This is a genomic window from Citrobacter sp. MGH105 (assembly GCF_001037485.2).
Taxonomy (GTDB): Bacteria; Pseudomonadota; Gammaproteobacteria; order Enterobacterales; family Enterobacteriaceae; genus Citrobacter; species Citrobacter portucalensis.
The window spans coordinates 631,761-650,619 of record NZ_CP073048.1; the positions used below are offsets into that span (position 1 = coordinate 631,761).

At 50.6% G+C, this 18,859-nt stretch carries 19 protein-coding genes and 3 pseudogenes; 12 read left to right on the forward strand and 10 right to left on the reverse strand.

What is annotated here, in order from left to right; genetic code table 11:
- Positions 1–5: 5 nt before the first annotated feature.
- The 8 genes and pseudogenes from tdcB to SK35_RS03100 all read left to right on the forward strand — a co-directional run bounded on the left by tdcB (position 6) and on the right by SK35_RS03100 (position 9,304).
- Positions 6–995, forward strand: a complete 990-nt coding sequence (gene tdcB, locus SK35_RS03065; protein WP_003828594.1) for a bifunctional threonine ammonia-lyase/L-serine ammonia-lyase TdcB — start codon at positions 6–8, stop codon at positions 993–995.
- A gap of 22 nt (positions 996–1,017) precedes the next feature.
- Positions 1,018–2,349 carry a threonine/serine transporter TdcC gene (gene tdcC, locus SK35_RS03070; protein ID WP_008785886.1) on the forward strand — a complete coding sequence of 444 codons (1,332 nt, stop codon included), beginning with the start codon at positions 1,018–1,020 and terminating at the stop codon, positions 2,347–2,349.
- Positions 2,350–2,380: 31 nt separating this feature from the next.
- A complete protein-coding gene (gene tdcD, locus SK35_RS03075) occupies positions 2,381–3,589 on the forward strand; it encodes a propionate kinase (RefSeq protein ID WP_008785885.1) in 1,209 nt (402 codons plus the stop codon).
- A gap of 28 nt (positions 3,590–3,617) precedes the next feature.
- Positions 3,618–5,912 carry a formate C-acetyltransferase gene (gene pflB / locus SK35_RS03080; RefSeq protein ID WP_043017750.1) on the forward strand — a complete coding sequence of 765 codons (2,295 nt, stop codon included), beginning with the start codon at positions 3,618–3,620 and terminating at the stop codon, positions 5,910–5,912.
- A gap of 13 nt (positions 5,913–5,925) precedes the next feature.
- Positions 5,926–6,321 carry an enamine/imine deaminase gene (locus SK35_RS03085; RefSeq protein ID WP_003024870.1) on the forward strand — a complete coding sequence of 132 codons (396 nt, stop codon included), beginning with the start codon at positions 5,926–5,928 and terminating at the stop codon, positions 6,319–6,321.
- Between the two features lie 87 nt (positions 6,322–6,408).
- A complete protein-coding gene (tdcG, locus tag SK35_RS03090; RefSeq protein ID WP_048215482.1) occupies positions 6,409–7,773 on the forward strand; it encodes an L-serine ammonia-lyase in 1,365 nt (454 codons plus the stop codon).
- A 153-nt stretch (positions 7,774–7,926) separates the two neighbouring features.
- A pseudogene (locus SK35_RS03095) lies at positions 7,927–8,147 on the forward strand (IS5/IS1182 family transposase); the annotation flags it as partial.
- 464 nt (positions 8,148–8,611) lie between these two features.
- On the forward strand, positions 8,612–9,304 hold the full coding sequence (locus SK35_RS03100) for a DUF2726 domain-containing protein (RefSeq protein ID WP_187426973.1): 693 nt from the start codon (positions 8,612–8,614) through the stop codon (positions 9,302–9,304).
- Positions 9,305–9,412: 108 nt separating this feature from the next.
- Here the strand turns inward: SK35_RS03100 and SK35_RS26805 are convergent.
- Positions 9,413–9,701, reverse strand: a pseudogene (locus SK35_RS26805) (YciI family protein); the annotation flags it as partial.
- A 304-nt stretch (positions 9,702–10,005) separates the two neighbouring features.
- Between SK35_RS26805 and SK35_RS03105 the strand changes: the two are divergent.
- The 3 genes and pseudogenes from SK35_RS03105 to SK35_RS03115 form a co-directional block, all read left to right on the forward strand.
- A pseudogene (locus SK35_RS03105) lies at positions 10,006–10,157 on the forward strand (L-serine ammonia-lyase, iron-sulfur-dependent, subunit alpha); the annotation flags it as partial.
- A gap of 348 nt (positions 10,158–10,505) precedes the next feature.
- Complete coding sequence (locus tag SK35_RS03110) at positions 10,506–11,837, forward strand: amino acid permease (RefSeq protein WP_048215483.1); 1,332 nt, start codon at positions 10,506–10,508, stop codon at positions 11,835–11,837.
- A gap of 24 nt (positions 11,838–11,861) precedes the next feature.
- Positions 11,862–13,172 carry an L-cysteine desulfidase family protein gene (locus SK35_RS03115; RefSeq protein ID WP_048215484.1) on the forward strand — a complete coding sequence of 437 codons (1,311 nt, stop codon included), beginning with the start codon at positions 11,862–11,864 and terminating at the stop codon, positions 13,170–13,172.
- Between the two features lie 54 nt (positions 13,173–13,226).
- Here SK35_RS03115 and SK35_RS03120 read toward each other — a convergent pair whose 3' ends face one another.
- On the reverse strand, positions 13,227–13,376 hold the full coding sequence (locus SK35_RS03120) for a hypothetical protein (protein ID WP_003828578.1): 150 nt from the start codon (positions 13,374–13,376) through the stop codon (positions 13,227–13,229).
- Positions 13,377–13,402: 26 nt separating this feature from the next.
- A complete protein-coding gene (locus SK35_RS03125) occupies positions 13,403–14,104 on the reverse strand; it encodes a pirin family protein (protein WP_003024860.1) in 702 nt (233 codons plus the stop codon).
- 104 nt (positions 14,105–14,208) lie between these two features.
- Here SK35_RS03125 and yhaJ point away from each other — a divergent pair, with 104 nt between their 5' ends.
- Positions 14,209–15,105, forward strand: coding sequence for a DNA-binding transcriptional regulator YhaJ (gene yhaJ, locus SK35_RS03130; RefSeq protein WP_003024855.1), 897 nt, complete (start codon positions 14,209–14,211; stop codon positions 15,103–15,105).
- A gap of 108 nt (positions 15,106–15,213) precedes the next feature.
- Here the strand turns inward: yhaJ and SK35_RS03135 are convergent, their stop codons facing one another.
- The 7 genes from SK35_RS03135 to SK35_RS03165 all read right to left on the reverse strand — a co-directional run bounded on the left by SK35_RS03135 (position 15,214) and on the right by SK35_RS03165 (position 18,734).
- The gene (locus SK35_RS03135) at positions 15,214–15,579 is read right to left on the reverse strand and encodes a DUF805 domain-containing protein (RefSeq protein ID WP_008785879.1); all 366 of its coding nucleotides are present in this window, start codon (positions 15,577–15,579) and stop codon (positions 15,214–15,216) included.
- A gap of 125 nt (positions 15,580–15,704) precedes the next feature.
- Positions 15,705–16,691, reverse strand: a complete 987-nt coding sequence (gene yqjG / locus SK35_RS03140) for a glutathionyl-hydroquinone reductase YqjG (protein ID WP_048215485.1) — start codon at positions 16,689–16,691, stop codon at positions 15,705–15,707.
- A gap of 72 nt (positions 16,692–16,763) precedes the next feature.
- Positions 16,764–17,156 carry a DoxX family protein gene (locus tag SK35_RS03145; RefSeq protein ID WP_003024847.1) on the reverse strand — a complete coding sequence of 131 codons (393 nt, stop codon included), beginning with the start codon at positions 17,154–17,156 and terminating at the stop codon, positions 16,764–16,766.
- Between the two features lie 173 nt (positions 17,157–17,329).
- Positions 17,330–17,629 carry a YqjK-like family protein gene (locus tag SK35_RS03150; protein ID WP_003828569.1) on the reverse strand — a complete coding sequence of 100 codons (300 nt, stop codon included), beginning with the start codon at positions 17,627–17,629 and terminating at the stop codon, positions 17,330–17,332.
- Positions 17,629–18,024 (reverse strand): phage holin family protein, encoded by a 396-nt coding sequence (locus SK35_RS03155; protein ID WP_003828567.1) that lies wholly within the window; start codon positions 18,022–18,024, stop codon positions 17,629–17,631. Before SK35_RS03155 ends, SK35_RS03150 begins: the two co-directional genes overlap by 1 nt.
- Before the next feature lie 2 nt (positions 18,025–18,026).
- A complete protein-coding gene (locus SK35_RS03160; protein ID WP_003024832.1) occupies positions 18,027–18,332 on the reverse strand; it encodes a DUF883 family protein in 306 nt (101 codons plus the stop codon).
- 33 nt (positions 18,333–18,365) lie between these two features.
- Positions 18,366–18,734 (reverse strand): DUF1090 domain-containing protein, encoded by a 369-nt coding sequence (locus tag SK35_RS03165; protein WP_032941739.1) that lies wholly within the window; start codon positions 18,732–18,734, stop codon positions 18,366–18,368.
- Positions 18,735–18,859: the final 125 nt, after the last annotated feature.

Below are 18,859 nucleotides of genomic sequence, written 5' to 3' on the forward strand. Positions count from 1 at the left end.
TTCTAATGCACATTACATACGATCTCCCAGTTGCAATTGAAGATATCCTCGAAGCGAAAAAAAGACTTGCGGGGAAAATTTATAAAACGGGAATGCCTCGCTCTAACTATTTTAGTGAACGTTGCAAAGGGGAAATTTTCCTCAAGTTTGAAAACATGCAGCGTACCGGTTCATTTAAAATCCGTGGTGCTTTTAACAAGCTCAGTTCATTAACCGAAGCTGAAAGATGTAAGGGCGTGGTGGCTTGCTCTGCAGGTAACCACGCGCAAGGTGTTTCTCTCTCCTGCGCTATGCTCGGAATCGACGGCAAAGTGGTGATGCCGAAAGGCGCACCGAAGTCTAAAGTAGCGGCAACCTGCGATTATTCCGCAGAAGTTGTACTGCACGGCGACAACTTCAACGACACCATCGCTAAGGTTAGCGAGATTGTGGAAACTGAAGGCCGCATCTTTATTCCACCTTATGATGACCCGAAAGTTATTGCTGGTCAGGGCACTATTGGTCTGGAAATTCTGGAAGATCTGTACGATGTCGATAACGTGATTGTGCCAATTGGCGGTGGTGGACTGATTGCTGGTATTGCGGTGGCAATTAAATCTATTAACCCGACCATTAAAATTATTGGCGTACAGTCTGAAAACGTTCACGGCATGGCGGCTTCTTTCCACGCTGGAGAAATAACCACGCACCGAACGACCGGCACCCTGGCGGATGGCTGTGACGTTTCCCGCCCGGGTACTTTAACGTATGAAATTGTTCGTGAGTTGGTGGATGACATTGTCCTGGTCAGCGAAGATGAAATTCGCAACAGCATGGTGGCATTAATTCAGCGAAATAAAGTTGTGACTGAAGGTGCCGGCGCGCTGGCATGCGCAGCATTATTAAGCGGGAAATTAGATAGCTATATCCAGAACAGAAAAACAGTCAGCATTATTTCTGGCGGTAATATCGACCTTTCTCGTGTATCTCAAATTACTGGTTTAGTTGACGCTTAATATACTTCGTTGAGGATAGGATATGAGTACTACTGATAGCATTGTATCCAGCCAGACAAAACAGTCGTCCTGGCGCAAATCGGACACCACCTGGACACTGGGTTTATTTGGTACAGCCATCGGCGCTGGGGTGCTGTTCTTCCCTATCCGCGCAGGTTTTGGCGGACTGATCCCCATTCTGATCATGCTGGTGTTAGCATACCCCATCGCTTTCTATTGCCACCGTGCGCTGGCACGCCTGTGTCTTTCCGGTTCTAACCCTTCCGGTAACATCACAGAAACGGTTGAAGAGCACTTTGGTAAAACGGGCGGCGTGGTTATCACGTTCCTCTACTTCTTTGCGATTTGTCCGCTGCTGTGGATTTATGGCGTCACCATTACCAACACCTTTATGACCTTCTGGGAAAACCAGCTGCAGATGCCAGCGTTGAACCGTGGCTTCGTGGCGCTGTTCCTGCTGCTGTTGATGGCATTCGTCATCTGGTTTGGTAAAGATCTGATGGTTAAAGTGATGAGCTACCTGGTATGGCCGTTCATTGCCAGCCTGGTGCTTATTTCTCTGTCACTGATTCCTTACTGGAACTCTGCGGTTATCGATCAGGTTGATATCAGCAATATCGCCCTGACTGGCCATGACGGCATCCTGGTTACCGTATGGCTGGGTATTTCCATCATGGTGTTCTCTTTCAACTTCTCGCCAATCGTTTCTTCCTTCGTCGTCTCTAAACGTGAAGAGTATGAGAAAGATTACGGTCGTGAATTTACCGAGCAGAAGTGTTCCAAAATCATCTCCCGCGCCAGTATGCTGATGGTTGCGGTGGTAATGTTCTTCGCCTTTAGCTGCCTGTTCACGCTGTCTCCGGCAAACATGGCGGATGCGAAAGCGCAAAACATTCCTGTGCTGTCTTACCTGGCGAACCACTTCGCTTCACTGTCCGGTACGAAGTCCACTTTCGCAACTGTTCTGGAGTACGGTGCTTCAATCATCGCCCTGGTTGCTATCTTCAAATCTTTCTTCGGCCACTATCTGGGCACGCTGGAAGGTCTGAACGGTCTGGTGCTGAAGTTTGGTTATAAAGGCGATAAAACGAAAGTTTCTGCCGGCAAACTTAATACCATCAGCATGATCTTCATCATGGGCTCCACCTGGGTTGTGGCTTACGCCAACCCGAACATCCTGGACCTGATTGAAGCAATGGGCGCGCCGATTATTGCCTCTCTGCTCTGCCTGCTGCCGATGTATGCCATCCGTAAAGCGCCATCACTGGCGAAATACCGTGGCCGTCTGGATAACGTGTTTGTTACCGTGATTGGTCTGCTGACCATCCTGAACATCGTCTACAAACTGTTTTAATCCTTAAGCTCAGGATGAGCGGAGTAGTGAAATGAATGAGTTTCCGGTAGTACTGGTTATTAACTGTGGTTCGTCTTCCATTAAATTCTCAGTGCTGGATGCAGCAAACTGTGAAGTTTTAATGGCGGGAATTGCAGACGGTATTAACTCTGAAAATGCGTTCATAGCAATTAATGGAGGAGAGCCAGCTAAGCTGGCTCACCACAGCTACGAAGACGCATTAAAAGCAATTGCCGTTGAACTGGAGAAACGTAATTTAATGGACAGCGTGGCCTTAATTGGCCACCGCATTGCCCACGGCGGAAATATCTTTACCGAATCAGCAATTATTACTGACGAAGTTATCGACAATATTCGCCGGGTATCGCCACTAGCACCGCTACATAATTATGCGAACCTGAGCGGGATTGAATCTGCTCAGCACCTTTTCCCAGGCGTGCAGCAGGTCGCGGTATTTGATACCAGCTTCCACCAGACGATGGCCCCTGAGGCCTATCTGTACGGTTTACCGTGGAAATATTATGAGGAGTTGGGCGTTCGTCGTTATGGCTTCCACGGCACGTCGCACCGCTATGTTTCTCAACGGGCGCATGAGCTTCTTGACCTGCAGAGTGATGACTCCGGTCTGGTTGTGGCGCACCTGGGGAACGGCGCGTCAATCTGTGCGGTACGTAATGGACAGAGCGTTGATACCTCAATGGGCATGACGCCGCTGGAAGGGCTGATGATGGGCACACGCAGTGGCGACGTCGATTTCGGCGCCATGGCGTGGATTGCCAGCGAAACCAACCAGACGCTCGGCGACCTTGAGCGCGTAGTGAATAAAGAGTCCGGTTTACTGGGTATTTCCGGTTTGTCCTCTGACTTACGTACGTTAGAAAAAGCCTGGCACGAAGGACATGAGCGTGCGCAGCTGGCGATTAAAACGTTTGTGCATCGTATTGCACGCCATATCGCCGGACATGCCGCATCGCTGCATCGTCTTGATGGGATTATTTTCACCGGCGGAATTGGTGAGAACTCGGTATTAATTCGTCGTCTGGTTATTGAACATCTCGCCGTTTTAGGGGTGAATATCGACAGCGAAATGAATAGCCTGCCAAATTCCCATGGCGAAAGAATTATCTCTAATAAAGATGCTCGTGTTATTTGTGCGGTTATTCCCACAAATGAAGAGAAAATGATTGCGCGTGATGCCATTGCCTTAGGCAAAATTAATACACCAGTAGAATTTGCATAATTAAATTTCAGCAGAGAGATTATTTTTCATGAAGGTAAATATCGATACCAGCGATATGCTGTATGCCGAAGCCTGGAATGGCTTTAAAGGTACGGACTGGAAAGAAGAAATTAATGTCCGTGATTTTATTCAGCACAACTATACGCCTTATGAAGGGGATGAATCTTTCCTCGCCGAAGCAACGCCTGCGACCACTGCATTGTGGGAAAAAGTTATGGCGGGCATCCGTATTGAAAACTCGACGCACGCGCCGGTTGATTTCGATACCAATATTGCGACCACGATAACCGCGCATGATGCGGGTTATATTGAACAAGAACTGGAAAAAATCGTCGGTCTACAAACGGATAAGCCGCTCAAGCGTGCTCTGCATCCGTTTGGCGGCATCAATATGATCAAAAGCTCTTTTGATGCTTATGGTCGTGAGATGGATGCTGATTTTGAATACCAGTTTACTGAACTGCGTAAAACCCATAACCAGGGCGTATTCGACGCCTACTCTCCGGATATGCTGCGCTGCCGTAAATCCGGCGTGTTGACCGGCCTGCCGGATGGTTACGGTCGTGGTCGTATCATCGGTGATTATCGCCGCGTCGCGCTGTACGGTATCCGCTATCTGGTGCGTGAGCGTGAACTGCAGTTTGCCGATCTCCAGTCGAACCTGGAGTGGGGCCAGAATCTTGAAGCCACGATTCGTCTTCGCGAAGAGCTGTCTGAACACCGTCGCGCTCTGCTGCAAATGCAGGAAATGGCGGCGAAATACGGCTGCGATATCTCCCGTCCGGCGCGTAATGCGCAGGAAGCGGTGCAATGGGTGTACTTTGCTTACCTGGCTGCGGTGAAATCGCAGAACGGTGGCGCTATGTCGCTGGGCCGTACCGCATCGTTCCTCGACATCTACATTGAGCGCGACTTCAAAGCGGGAATTTTAAACGAGCAGCAGGCGCAGGAGCTGATCGACCACTTCATTATGAAGATCCGTATGGTGCGCTTCCTGCGTACGCCGGAATTCGACACCCTGTTCTCAGGCGACCCTATCTGGGCGACCGAAGTTATTGGCGGCATGGGGCTCGATGGCCGCACGCTGGTGACCAAAAACTCGTTCCGCTACCTGCATACGCTGCACACTATGGGCCCGGCACCGGAGCCGAACCTGACGGTGCTGTGGTCTGAGCAGCTACCGATAGCCTTCAAAAAGTACGCCGCCCAGGTGTCTATCATCACTTCGTCTTTGCAGTATGAAAACGACGATTTGATGCGTGCCGACTTTGACAGCGATGACTATGCCATTGCCTGCTGCGTCAGCCCGATGGTTATCGGCAAGCAAATGCAGTTCTTCGGGGCACGTGCCAACCTCGCCAAAACGTTGCTGTATGCAATCAACGGCGGCGTGGATGAGAAGCTGAAAATCCAGGTCGGGCCGAAAACGGCACCGCTGATGGATGACGTGCTGGACTACGACACGGTGATGGAGAGCCTGGACCACTTTATGGACTGGCTGGCCGTGCAGTACATCAGCGCGCTGAACATCATCCACTACATGCACGACAAGTACAGCTACGAAGCTTCGCTGATGGCGCTGCACGATCGTGATGTCTATCGCACGATGGCCTGTGGTATGGCGGGTCTGTCCGTGGCGGCGGATTCTCTGTCGGCTATCAAATACGCTCGCGTGAAACCGATTCGTGATGAAAATGGTCTGGCAGTTGATTTCGAAATCGAAGGCGACTATCCGCAATACGGCAACAACGACGAGCGCGTAGACAGCATTGCCTGCGACCTGGTCGAACGCTTTATGAAGAAAATTAAGGTGTTGCCAACCTACCGTAACGCGGTGCCGACGCAGTCCATTCTGACCATTACCTCCAACGTGGTGTACGGACAGAAAACCGGTAATACGCCGGACGGACGTCGCGCAGGTACGCCGTTTGCGCCAGGGGCGAACCCGATGCACGGCCGCGATCGTAAAGGTGCGGTGGCGTCGTTAACCTCGGTTGCCAAACTGCCGTTCACCTATGCCAAAGACGGTATCTCGTACACCTTCTCCATTGTGCCGGCAGCGCTGGGCAAAGAGGATGGAGTGCGTAAAACCAACCTGGTCGGTCTGCTGGACGGTTACTTCCACCATGAAGCACATGTGGAAGGTGGTCAGCATCTGAACGTTAACGTTATGAACCGTGAAATGTTGATGGATGCCATTGAGCACCCGGAAAACTATCCGAACCTGACGATCCGCGTGTCTGGTTATGCGGTGCGCTTCAACGCGCTGACCCGCGAACAGCAGCAGGATGTTATTTCACGTACTTTCACCCAGGCGCTCTGACGCCGGAGGGACTATGAGAAAAGTAATTGCAACCGAATGTGCGCCAGGGGCGATTGGGCCTTACGTACAGGGTGTGGATCTGGGCAGCATGGTGTTGACGTCAGGTCAAATCCCGGTGTGTCCACAGACCGGTGAAGTGGCTGAAAACGTGTCCGATCAGGCGCGTCAAAGCCTGGAAAACGTGAAAGCGATCGTCGAGTCCGCAGGTTTGAAAGTGAGCGATATCGTGAAGACGACCGTTTTCGTTTCTGACCTGAACGACTTCGCCACCATTAATCAGGTGTACCAGCAGTTCTTTGATGAGCATAAGGCAATTTACCCTACGCGCAGCTGCGTACAGGTCGCCCGCTTACCAAAGGATGTGAAGCTGGAGATTGAAGCCATCGCCGTACGTGGCGACACGCTGTAATCCCTTGCGGGGCGATCTCAGGATCGCCCCGATCCTTAATGAGTGTGAAACCTGGTCTTCACTGAACGGCAATCCGAGGGTGTGGATATGATTAGCGCATTCGATATTTTTAAGATTGGCATTGGACCTTCCAGCTCCCATACCGTGGGGCCAATGAACGCAGGTAAAAGCTTTATCGATCTGTTGGTCAGCAGCGGGGAACTTCCCAAGGCTACGCATATTGTGGTCGATCTTTATGGATCGCTTTCCCTGACCGGAAAAGGTCATGCGACGGATGTCGCCATCATGATGGGACTGGCCGGTAACAGTCCGCAAAACGTTAATATAGATTCTATCGCTGGTTTTACTCAGGAAGTGGCCCGTACCGGACGTTTACCGGTTGCAGAGGGCACGCATATTGTCGATTTCTCCCCAGACAAAAATATCCTCTTTCACACCGAAACGCTGCCGCGCCATGAAAATGGCATGCGTATCACCGCATGGAACGGCACCGAGACGCTATTAAGCAAAACCTATTACTCCGTCGGCGGCGGTTTTATCGTTGAAGAGGAGCAATTTGGTCAGGCGCATGATGTTGAAGCACACGTGCCCTACAATTTTCATTCCGCCAGCGAACTGCTGAAACTGTGTGAGCGTAACGGGCTGTCCGTTTCCGGTCTGATGATGCAGAACGAACTGGCGATGCGCAGCAAAGAAGAAATCGATGCTGGCTTTGCCGCCATCTGGGATGTCATGCACGCCGGGATTGAGCGCGGCATGAACACCGAAGGCGTCCTGCCTGGCCCGCTTAACGTACCGCGTCGCGCCGTAGCATTACGTCGGTTACTGGTTTCCAGCGATAATCTGTCCAGCGACCCGATGAACGTTATCGACTGGATCAACATGTTCGCGCTGGCCGTGAGCGAAGAAAACGCCGCCGGATGCCGGGTTGTGACGGCACCGACCAACGGCGCATGTGGAATTATCCCTGCCGTATTGGCCTATTACGACAAGTTCCGCCGTCCGGTGAATGCAAACTCCATTGCCCGCTACTTGCTGGCCGCGGGGGCGATAGGGGCGCTGTATAAAATGAACGCCTCTATTTCTGGTGCCGAAGTCGGCTGCCAGGGTGAAATTGGCGTAGCCTGTTCAATGGCGGCAGCCGGGCTGACCGAGTTGCTCGGCGGTAGCCCGTCGCAGGTTTGTATTGCGGCTGAAATCGCCATGGAGCATAACCTGGGGCTGACCTGCGATCCGGTTGCTGGACAGGTGCAAATACCGTGCATTGAGCGTAATGCGATCAACGCGGTAAAAGCCGTCAACGCCGCACGCATGGCGCTACGTCGCACATCTGAGCCACGCGTGTCGCTCGATAAAGTGATCGAGACCATGTATGAAACGGGCAAAGATATGAACGACAAATACCGTGAAACGTCACGCGGTGGTCTGGCGATTAAAGTGGTCTGTACCTGAAGTTAAAAGCCGTGCCTGGGTTTGTAGGCCGGATAAGGCGTAAGCGCCGCCATCCGGCAATGAATCCATCAATTTGGCATGATAAAAAGGTGTACTTTGGTGCACCTCAAATTTTGTTCTAATAAGATCAGTGCAAAAAATGGACTGATCACCATGCTTAGAGAACCATCCCCACAGCAGTACTTATTTGAAACCATGGCTCTTGGCGATCTTGTCCCCGAAGGCCATCTGGTCCGCAAAATCGATGCCATCATCGACTTTGAATTTATACGTAATACCGTGGCTCATTTATACTGCCGTTGACAACGGCAGACTCGGTATTGCTTCGCGTTCGCCTGATTAAGATAACGCTGCTGGGCTATATCTTTGGCATTCGACCATATCTGTTTATTTATTACTTAATTGACTTAGAGGCTAACCCATTAGGCTATTTTATTCGCCAGAATGGAACCGAGTGTTGCTCGACAAAACGCATTTGCGTTTTGAGCGGCCTTAGTGCGAGCGCAGCGAGTAATCCTCACGAACTACGTATATGCTCCGGTTTCTGCGTGCTCTCTGGCCCCAAACTGGCTTTAACAATTACTCTTGGAGGGATAGATTATTTAGATAAAACTTAATTATTTCAGTCTTATCTTAAAATAAATTTAATGATATGGATGATGCTAATATTATTTATACTCAAAATATTAATGTTGACGTAAAACATAAGTGGCGGTATTAATAAAAATAATATACTGTTTGTAAAGCAACTGTATTGGTAAGGGTATTTTATGATTTCGCACTATCAATGCTGTTTGTGAGATATAATGTAAATTGATTGAATGGGTAGTAATTAATTATGAGCTTTATTTTTTTTGTCAGTTGCCTTGCTATTGCTTTTGCCTCGGGAATTGTTGTTGCACGGAAGTTAATGCCTCGTACGGTCTATAAGTTACCGCCGACTGCGGCAGTACAACCTGTACCGAGCCCGGTCACATCCGCACCAAAATCAGCGACGCATGCACCGAAACCTTATGTTTCAGCAAAGAAATATCGTGATTCCCGTTGGCAAGAGCGTGACGAGTTATTTCAGGGAATGGTTGATGAAGGTGTCTGGTTAGAAGGAAAAGAGTGGCTCATTACCCGTAGTGAGAAAATCTATTTTGATAATCTTGAAAAATGGTTTGGGCAATATTGCTATATTCATTGCCAGGTATCTTTAGGTCGTTTGATTAACTTTCCTGAACAACCTGGGTTTAGTGAAGAAGAACGAAAACGTTTTTTTATGATTTATAATAATATGGCGATGGATTATGTTCTGGTATCTAAAAAGAATAATAAAATTGTCTGCATCATTGAACTGGACGATCCGAGTCATGAGCGAACAGAACGTATAATACGTGATCGCTGGTTAAATGTTATCATGTCAATTGCGCAAGTACCTTTTGTACGGGCCTCTGTGATGAAGATAGATGAAGAACCGCCTGTCTGGCAGATCCGTGACGCTGTTCGTCCATTTGTATCGGCGACAAAAAGCGAAAAAGTACACTGAGATTACGTTGATAACCCCTGCCGGGGTTTCCTCGCAGGTATGCAATATGTAAAAAGTCCGTTGCCCTGGCGTGAACTCCAACCGCCAGGCTTTTTTGTTCTTTGGTGATAAGACCGATTTTAATTCCGTGGCTACCATCGAGGGTTCAAAGGGAATTAAATCGATTTTAGCTGCAGCGGACAAGCGAAAAGGATCTTGCGCCAGACAGTTTGTTGTACATCCGCGTCATAATAGTTTGCAAGTATTATGCATCCTGTGCGTGGAATGTTTCGCTCTGAAGCCAGCAAAAGGCCATCGGCATAATTTTTTTTAGCCATTCCACATGTGCAGGGAGTTGTGCATCAATTTCATGCAATGGTTTTATGTCGGTTAAGGCAACCACACAAAGAATACTAATTTTGTTGTCCATAAATATAAAAAGGATATTACGTTAGCACCCTATGCAGAGACGTGATAAAAGTTAATGTTTGGAATTGTGGAAATGCCCTTCAATAGTCGGCTATTTTTCTATGTGCCAAAAGATGTTGCCAGTAATTTTGATGAACTTCATGCAGTGTAGGTTGAACTGAAAAAAGAGCTGGCCGAAGTGCCTGAAACAGAACTGGCTGCACCCATCCCCCAGATGGGTGTCGTATGCAAAAAAAGTCCCTACTTTCGAACAGGCTCAGACTTTGATCTAATAGGGTTAGGGCAAAAACGATAACGCCGCACGTATGGCGCTACGTCGAACATCTGATCCACGCGTGTCGCTCGATAAAGTGATCGAGACCATGTATGAAACGGGCAAAGATATGAACGACAATACCGTGAAACGTCACGCGGTGGTCTGGCGATTAAAGTGGTCTGTACCTGAAGTTAAAAGCCGAGCCTGGGTTTGTAGGCCGGATAAGGCGTAAGCGCCGCCATCCGGCAATTAATGATTTAATCAAGATAGCAGAATAAAAAAGGTGCACTTTAGTGCACCTTTTTTGTTGTGATCGGCTTCAAAAATAGAATTTAAATCCCATATGTTCATATAAAAGAGAAAATATTTCTTAACTTTTAGAAATTACAGGGGTTTGTTTGTGAAGTTTTTCTCTGATCCTGCGCGTATGATTTCTTCATTACTCCAATAGCTCACCTGCACCTAAGTACTGCGTATCGCATTGATGCAGTACGAAAAAAATATAAAAACCTCTACCTACACATTGAGCGGGAAATTATGGAAACGGCAACGAATAGTAGCGTAATACTCGACGCATCTGCTCCGGCACGTCGGGCGGGAATGACCGAAAGCGAATGGCGTGAAGCCATTAAATTCGACAGCACGGACACCGGCTGGGTCATTATGAGTATCGGTATGGCAATTGGCGCGGGGATTGTTTTTCTTCCTGTCCAGGTAGGATTGATGGGGCTGTGGGTGTTCTTGCTCTCCTCTATCATCGGCTACCCTGCCATGTACCTGTTCCAGCGCCTGTTTATCAACACGCTGGCTGAGTCCCCAGAGTGTAAAGACTACCCGAGCGTGATCAGCGGCTATCTGGGTAAGAACTGGGGCATCCTGTTAGGTGCGTTGTATTTTGTGATGCTGGTTATCTGGATGTTCGTTTATTCCACTGCCATCACCAATGACAGCGCCTCCTATCTGCACACGTTTGGTGTGACGGAAGGTTTACTGTCCGACAGCCCGTTCTATGGCCTGGTACTGATTTGCATCCTGGTGGCTATCTCGTCACGCGGGGAACAAATGCTGTTTAAAATCTCCACCGGCATGGTAATGACCAAGCTGCTGGTTGTGGCAGCGCTTGGCGTGTCGATGGTAGGGATGTGGCATCTGCATAACGCAGGTTCACTGCCGCCGATGGCGCTGCTGATCAAAAATGCGATCATCACCCTGCCGTTTACGCTGACCTCGATTCTGTTTATTCAGACCTTAAGCCCGATGGTTATCTCATACCGTTCACGCAACAAATCCATCGAAGTGGCGCGCCATAAAGCCCTGCGTGCCATGAACATCGCGTTCGGTATTCTGTTTGTTACCGTCTTTTTCTACGCCGTTTCCTTCACGTTGGCGATGGGCCACGACGAAGCGGTTAAAGCTTATGAGCAGAACATTTCCGCTCTGGCGATTGCCGCGCAATTTATCAATGGTGCGGGTGCTGGCTGGGTGAAAATCGTCAGCGTTATTCTGAACATTTTCGCCGTTATGACCGCTTTCTTCGGTGTCTACTTAGGTTTCCGTGAAGCGACTCAAGGGATCGTGATGAACATTCTGCGCCGCTATATGCCAGCTGAGAAAATCAACGAAACCTTTGTTCAGCGCGGCATTATGATTTTTGCCATCTTGCTGGCCTGGAGCGCAATTGTGCTCAACGCGCCGGTGCTGAGCTTCACCTCTATTTGTAGCCCTATCTTCGGCATGGTGGGTTGTCTGATCCCGGCCTGGCTGGTCTACAAAGTTCCTGCACTGCACAAATACAAAGGCGTTTCCCTGTATCTGATTATTTTCACGGGCCTGCTGTTGTGCGTTTCTCCGTTCCTGGCATTTTCCTGAGATATTTGAGCAAAGGTTGTTGTTATGTTTGAGACTACATTGAATCCATTATGGGATAGTTTTATCCGCGCGGTGCAGGAAGAAGTTAAGCCTGCGTTGGGCTGTACAGAACCTATCTCTCTGGCTCTGGCGGCGGCGGTTGCATCCTCTGAGCTGGACGGCGCGGTTGAACGCATTGACGCGTGGGTCTCACCGAACCTGATGAAAAACGGCATGGGTGTTACCGTGCCGGGTACCGGAATGGTCGGGTTACCTGTCGCGGCGGCGCTGGGTGCGCTGGGGGGAAATGCCCGTGCCGGTTTAGAGGTACTGAAAGATGCGTCGCCACAAGCGATCGCCGATGCGAAAGCGATGCTGAGCGCTGGCAAGGTTGCGGTGATGCTACAGGAGCCTTGCGAGGACATCCTCTTTTCCCGCGCGAAGGTTTACAGTGCTGAAGGATGGGCGTGCGTGACGATTGTGGGCGGTCATACCAACATTGTGCACATCGAGACCAATAAGGGCGTAGTGTTCACCACAGAACAGAATGCTCAGGAAGAGGAACAGGAGTCGCCGCTGGCGGTACTGTCTCACACCTCGCTGGAAGAGATTCTGGCGTTCGTGAATGTGGTACCGTTTGAGTCAATCCGCTTTATCCTCGATGCAGCAAAACTGAACGGTGCGCTGTCTCAGGAAGGGCTGCGCGGTAACTGGGGTTTGCACATCGGAACCACGCTTGAGAAGCAGTGTGCGCGTGGCCTGCTGGCGAACGATCTCTCCACCTCTATTCTGATCCGCACCAGTGCGGCATCGGATGCGCGAATGGGCGGGGCGACGCTGCCGGCCATGAGCAACTCCGGCTCTGGTAATCAGGGCATTACCGCGACTGTTCCGGTGATGGTGGTGGCCGAGCACTTTGGCGCGGATGAGGAGAAACTGGCACGTGCGCTAATGTTGTCTCATCTGAGCGCTATCTACATCCATCATCAGCTTCCGCGTTTGTCTGCACTGTGTGCAGCAACCACGGCGGCGATGGGGGCAGCTGCGGGGATGGCATGGATCGTAGATGGTCGCTACAACACCATCGCGATGGCGATCAGTAGCATGATTGGCGACGTGAGCGGAATGATTTGTGATGGCGCTTCAAACAGCTGCGCGATGAAAGTCTCAACCAGTGCTTCCGCGGCGTGGAAAGCGGTACTGATGGCGCTGGATGATACTGCTGTAACCGGCAACGAAGGGATTGTGGCGCATAACGTTGAACAATCTATCGCTAACCTGTGTGCGCTGGCGTGTCGTTCAATGCAGGAAACCGACAAGCAGATTATTGAGATCATGGCCAGTAAGGCACATTAATCTATAGGCCGGGTAAGGCGTTGACGCCACCCGGCATAAGTCTAAGCCGCCTGTTCAGGCGGCTTCTTCGTCTTCCAGCCGTAGTTCGGCATCGGCCACAATCGCTTCCAGCTCTGTCAGCATTTCTTCATAGCCGAAGGTAACTGTTTCCTGTTTTTTCGGCTCAACCTGAGGCTGGCGTTTTTTTGATGATTTCTTGCTCAATAGTCGTACTCCATTGTTTTCCCTGACTATACGGGCAAATCTATCAGCAAAGCGCGCAGCGGGGTATCGGCGACTAACGTTATGTTAGTTTCGTCACGAATAAATGCCCCATCGCCACAGGTGAGCGCTTCTTTTTCGGCGCCAGATGTCACCGCATGGAATCTGCCGTGAATCGACTGTAAATAAGCACGTGGCCCATGTAACTGAAAACTCAACGATTCACCTTGCTGCAGCTCAACGTGGTGCACCCATACCTGTTGGCGCAGATGTAGGCTGCCTTGTTCACCGTCCGGCGAGGCCAGCAGCTGATGCTTACCGGTGCCCAGCGTGGCTTTCTGTACACAGGCGTTCTCACGCTGTGGGCAGGCGTCCAGCCAGAGCTGCATCCGGGTTAACGGTTTGTCTTTGCTGATATTGTGTTCGCTATAGCTAATCCCGGGCTGTGTCGCGAGCAGTAAAACTTCACCTGCTTTGGCCTTGATATGGTTGCCTTCGCTGTCTCGGTACTCCGCTTCCCCTTCGAGGATCAGATTGACGATATCCACCTTCGGATAGGTCCGTGGCTGGAAAGAGGCCCCCGGTGCCAGAACTTCCTGGTTCAGAACACGCAGCGAGGCATAACCCAGCAGTTTAGGATCAAAATAGTGTCCAAAGGAGAAGGTATAACGGGCCTGCAGCCAGCCGTAGTCTGCTTGCCCGCATTGTTTGGCTGTACGGGTAGTAATCATAGTTCTTGACCTCTCTTTACTTCCTTTTATGTTAAATGGCTAGACGCTGCATTGTTAGCCAGATATTCTGCCCGGTATGTTCAAATTTCCTGAATGAGAACGAGATGGCCAAAGAAAGGGCTTTAACGCTTGAAGCGTTACGCGTCATGGACGCAATAGACAGACGCGGTAGTTTTGCTGCTGCGGCAGACGAACTGGGACGCGTGCCTTCCGCACTTAGCTATACCATGCAGAAGCTGGAGGAAGAGCTGGACGTGGTGCTGTTTGACCGTTCAGGCCACCGCACAAAATTCACTAACGTTGGGCGTATGTTGCTGGAGCGCGGGCGCGTACTGCTGGAAGCTGCGGATAAACTGACTACCGATGCCGAAGCATTGGCTCGCGGTTGGGAAACGCATCTGACTATCGTTACCGAAGCGCTGGTGCCGACGGCGGCGTTTTTCCCGCTGATCGACAGGCTTGCCGGGAAGGCCAATACCCAGCTTTCCGTTATTACCGAAGTTCTGGCCGGGGCGTGGGAGCGTCTTGAGCAGGGGCGGGCGGATATCGTGATTGCGCCGGATATGCATTTTCGCTCATCCTCAGAAATTAACTCGCGCAAGCTGTACTCGCTGATGAACGTCTATGTAGCGGCCCCGGATCATCCCATCCATCAGGAGCCGGAACCGTTATCGGAAGTCACCCGCGTTAAATACCGTGGGATCGCGGTGGCGGATACCGCCCGTGAACGTCCGGTGCTGACGGTTCAACTGCTGGATAAGCAGCCGCGTCTGACGGTGAGTACGATAGAAGATAAACGTCAGGCGCTGTTGGCAGGACTTGGCGTGGCGACGATGCCGTACCCGCTGGTGGAAGAGGATATTGCGGCTGGTCGGCTGCGGGTCGTTAGTCCGGAATCGACAAGCGAGATAGATATTATTATGGCCTGGCGTCGTGACAGCATGGGCGAGGCGAAATCCTGGTGTCTGCGGGAAATCCCCAAGCTGTTTGCGGGTAAATAGTCTGACTGTTACGCCGGATGCGGTGCATTGCACCTTATCCGGCATGGAAGACGGAGTATGTTGTAGGCCTGATAAGCGCAGCGCCATCAGGCATCTACATATGCTACGTCAGGATAACTGTTTGGGATCGGGCCCGAAGCGGTTACTCCCCTGAGTACCGTTTTGACAGTTGAAAATGATGATCACCAGCCAGCCAACGATCGGGATCAGCAGCACCAGTAGCCACCAGGCTGAACGATCGGTGTCATGTAAACGCCGGAACTGTACCGCCCACCACGGAATAAAGACCAGAACCCCGTAAATCGTCGTTAATATGCCTTCTCCACCGGCGCGCTCCCAGCCAAACATTCTGTCCAGAATACCCAGCACGAATGTGAAGATGATGTTGACCAGCACAAACATCCAGTATTCTTTACGACGCGCGCGGCCACCAAAACCAAAGTAATTCTTTAATACGTTTAAATACCAATCCATTTTTGCCTCGTTCTGCATTCAATTACTTGTTTTTAAAGTAATCAAATTAAGAATAGCTGTGAATGGAATGATGGTAAATATTTACGGTATTAATTATTTAGCCCCCAAATGGGGGCCTGTGTAAATCATGCGAAACGCTCGTCACGCCCATGAGGTTCGTTGAGGTCCTGCCACGGCCCAACAGAAATAATGCCGGTCGGGTTAATGGTTTTGTGGCTACGGAAGTAGTGATTGCGGATGTGATCGAAATTGACGGTTTCCGCAATACCCGGCATCTGGTAGATATCACGCAGGAAACCGTACAGGTTCAGATAGTCGCTAATCCGGTGTTTGTCGCACTTGAAGTGGGTGACATACACGGGATCAAAGCGTACCAGTGTGGTCCACAGGCGAATATCTGCTTCTGTTAACTGGTTGCCGGTCAGGTAGCGATGTTGCCCAAGGATCTGCTCCAGTCGTGCCAGAGATTGAAAGACGTTATCCACGGCGTCGTCGTAGGCTTCCTGACTGGTGGCAAATCCGGCTTTATACACGCCATTATTAACGTTGTCATAAATCCAGCCGTTCAGCTCGTCGATTTTACTTTGCAGGGCAGGGGGATAGTAATCTCCGGCTTTCGCGCCCAGCGCATCAAACGCGGTGTTAAACATGCGGATGATTTCTGCAGATTCGTTGCTGACAATAGTGTGATTCTTTTTATCCCACAGCACCGGAACGGTGACCCGACCGCTGTAGTGCGGATCGGCGTGTAAATAGAGCTGATAAAGAAATTCGTGCTGATACAGGGTATCGCCAGTTGCCGCCGGGAAGTTATCGTCAAAGGTCCAGCCGTTTTCCAGCATCAGCGGATGCACAACAGAAACGGAAATAAACGGTTCCAGCCCTTTGAGTTTGCGCAAAATCAGCGTGCGATGCGCCCACGGACAGGCCAGAGAAACGTACAGATGATAGCGGTCTTTTTCGGCAGCAAAGCCACCTTCACCGGTCGGGCCAGGCGCGCCATCCGCGGTGAGCCAGTTACGGAAAGCCGATGCAGAACGTTGAAATTTTCCACCGGTTGATTTGGTATCGTACCAGGTGTCATGCCAGACGCCGTCAATCAGTTGTCCCATGATTTTCGCCTCCTCAGATAGCAAAAGCGAGGAGATATCTCCTCGCTTTTTGATGTGTTCAGTATAGTTTGATTACCACTTTTTATTCAGTACGCGGTCAATACTAAATGCGCCTGGACCGGTGATAGCCAGCAGCAGGAAACCGCCTGCGATGGTCAGGTTTTTCATGAACATCAGAGAGTTCACACCTTCCGCAAAGTTGCTGTGGAAGAGGAACGCCGTCAGCAATGTGAAGCCTGCGGTGAACAGCGCGGTTGTACGGGTCAGGAAACCGAACAGAATTGCCAGACCGCCGCCAAACTCAAGCAGAATCACCAGCGGCAGCATAAATCCTGGGACGCCCATGGCTTCCATGTACTGTTGGGTACCCGCATATCCGGTGATTTTTCCCCAACCTGCGGTAATAAACAGGATTGGCATCAGAATGCGCGCTACCAGTACACCAACATCTTCTAATTTCTTCATCATACTCTCCAGGAAACCACTCAGGCGGCTTATTGTGTTTTTTTGTGCATCGACGCTGCAGAGCGCGTCGTTGCTGTCGATGGAGAGAATCATAAACGTGCTTAATGAGAATTGTTAGCAAGGAAAACTGTCAGTATTTTTCAAAATTTTTGAGGTTGGGGGTAAGGAAAGGATTAGCCGCGCAGTTGCTGCTGTCTGATGGTCGATTTCACCAGACGCCAGATACTCCAGACGCTAAAGCCGCGCTTAGCCCAGCGTACCAGCAGATTCGGGTTGCGGATGGTGCGAACCGCCATAATACTGCTCCCGACCAACACCCAGCCACGCAGATTCAGTAGCGTCTTCCAGCCACGATCGTAGACCTCGGTGGCTTCCAGCCAGTCGCGGCGAGTCGCAGACAGATCCAGCCGTTGCTGCTGGATCTGTCCAAGCAGTTGCGCCTTACGCTTTTGACGTTCGACTTTGCTGCTCATTATGCATCATCCTCCAGGGCTTGCCTGTCATTAGCGAGTTCCTGGCGTGTATGGCGTAGCAGCGTTGTTTTACGTGCTTTACGCAGCGTCCATATCCCGCCAATCAGCGCTAACAGCAACAGCACAACGGTGGTGGCAATCATGGCGTTCAGGCGGTATTGAGGGTCAATGGCCCAGATTATAAGCACCATCAGGCTCATCAGGCCAAACGCCGCGAACAGCATAGTCAGCCCAAGCATCAGCAGGATCTGGATGAGATTGGCTTTTTCCTCTTCCAGCTCAACGACGGCCAGCCGCAGCCGTGTTTCTACGATCTCAACGAGAATCGTCAGGATCCGCTGTCCAATACCCAGTACGCCTTTGCCTGGACCTTGTGCGTGTTGAGAATCAGCCATTGTTAACGGCGCGACAGCAGTACACCAAGCACCACACCGACTGCAGCGCCAATGCCGACGCCTGTCCATGGGTTTTCGCGCACGTAGTTATCGGCTTTAGCCGCGGCCTCACGGGTCTGTTTGGCGATTACATCGCTGGTTTCACTCAGACGATGGCGGCTCTCGCGCAGCGCGTGTTCGGCTTTGCTGCGAATTTTACTCATCTCTTCCTTCGACTTATCGCCAGAGGAGCTAAGTACTTCTTCAAGCGTATCCGCAAGAGATTTCAGCTCAGCGCGCAGGTTTTCCGTAGCATTATCTTTCGACATAGTTTTCTCCAGTTGAGTGGCTAGTTACCGTACTTAGTAATCGCGGGTCTCGAGTTCTTTTAGCTCTTGCTGAGCTTCAGCAAGCTTGTGTTCACGCTTTGCTACCTTATCCGCATCGCCTTTTTGCTTAGCTTCGGCTAAGTCACGTTGACGCTCGGCAATCTCATTTTTCTGCTCGGCGATCTTTTTCTGATGGTTAGCGCGCAGTTTGCTGTCAGTACAGTTTGCTCTGACTTCGCTCAGCGCTTTGTTCAGCCCATTGATACGGCTCTGATTGTTGTGTTTTTCGGCATAGCTAATCTCCCGCTGAATGTCTTGTTCTTTTTCCTGACAGAGGGTGGTGGCGTAGCTGCCGGCACTGAGAGCGAAAAGGCTAATTGCCAAAGCGATGCGGTATTTCATTCTTGAACCTTCCATTGTGATTCGACCTCTTCGTTTAGGGTCGATGCTCCAGAATAATAAAGCGTTGGGTCATAAACCCAGTTTATTAATCATAGGCGCTAAACGGTGAAATCACCAAAGTGAGT

Excerpts from the sequence above, each read along its gene's own strand:
- tdcB (WP_003828594.1), top strand. The coding sequence starts at position 6 with ATGCACATTACATACGATCTCCCAGTTGCAATTGAAGATATCCTCGAA.
- SK35_RS03115 (WP_048215484.1), top strand. The coding sequence starts at position 11,862 with ATGTTTGAGACTACATTGAATCCATTATGGGATAGTTTTATCCGCGCG.
- SK35_RS03110 (WP_048215483.1), top strand. The coding sequence starts at position 10,506 with ATGGAAACGGCAACGAATAGTAGCGTAATACTCGACGCATCTGCTCCG.
- yhaJ (WP_003024855.1), top strand. The coding sequence starts at position 14,209 with ATGGCCAAAGAAAGGGCTTTAACGCTTGAAGCGTTACGCGTCATGGAC.
- SK35_RS03145 (WP_003024847.1), bottom strand. The coding sequence starts at position 17,156 with ATGAAGAAATTAGAAGATGTTGGTGTACTGGTAGCGCGCATTCTGATG.
- tdcC (WP_008785886.1), top strand. The coding sequence starts at position 1,018 with ATGAGTACTACTGATAGCATTGTATCCAGCCAGACAAAACAGTCGTCC.
- SK35_RS03125 (WP_003024860.1), bottom strand. The coding sequence starts at position 14,104 with ATGATTACTACCCGTACAGCCAAACAATGCGGGCAAGCAGACTACGGC.
- SK35_RS03155 (WP_003828567.1), bottom strand. The coding sequence starts at position 18,024 with ATGGCTGATTCTCAACACGCACAAGGTCCAGGCAAAGGCGTACTGGGT.
- tdcG (WP_048215482.1), top strand. The coding sequence starts at position 6,409 with ATGATTAGCGCATTCGATATTTTTAAGATTGGCATTGGACCTTCCAGC.
- SK35_RS03100 (WP_187426973.1), top strand. The coding sequence starts at position 8,612 with ATGAGCTTTATTTTTTTTGTCAGTTGCCTTGCTATTGCTTTTGCCTCG.
- SK35_RS03165 (WP_032941739.1), bottom strand. The coding sequence starts at position 18,734 with ATGAAATACCGCATCGCTTTGGCAATTAGCCTTTTCGCTCTCAGTGCC.
- SK35_RS03085 (WP_003024870.1), top strand. The coding sequence starts at position 5,926 with ATGAGAAAAGTAATTGCAACCGAATGTGCGCCAGGGGCGATTGGGCCT.
- SK35_RS03150 (WP_003828569.1), bottom strand. The coding sequence starts at position 17,629 with ATGAGCAGCAAAGTCGAACGTCAAAAGCGTAAGGCGCAACTGCTTGGA.
- yqjG (WP_048215485.1), bottom strand. The coding sequence starts at position 16,691 with ATGGGACAACTGATTGACGGCGTCTGGCATGACACCTGGTACGATACC.
- SK35_RS03160 (WP_003024832.1), bottom strand. The coding sequence starts at position 18,332 with ATGTCGAAAGATAATGCTACGGAAAACCTGCGCGCTGAGCTGAAATCT.
- SK35_RS03135 (WP_008785879.1), bottom strand. The coding sequence starts at position 15,579 with ATGGATTGGTATTTAAACGTATTAAAGAATTACTTTGGTTTTGGTGGC.
- pflB (WP_043017750.1), top strand. The coding sequence starts at position 3,618 with ATGAAGGTAAATATCGATACCAGCGATATGCTGTATGCCGAAGCCTGG.
- tdcD (WP_008785885.1), top strand. The coding sequence starts at position 2,381 with ATGAATGAGTTTCCGGTAGTACTGGTTATTAACTGTGGTTCGTCTTCC.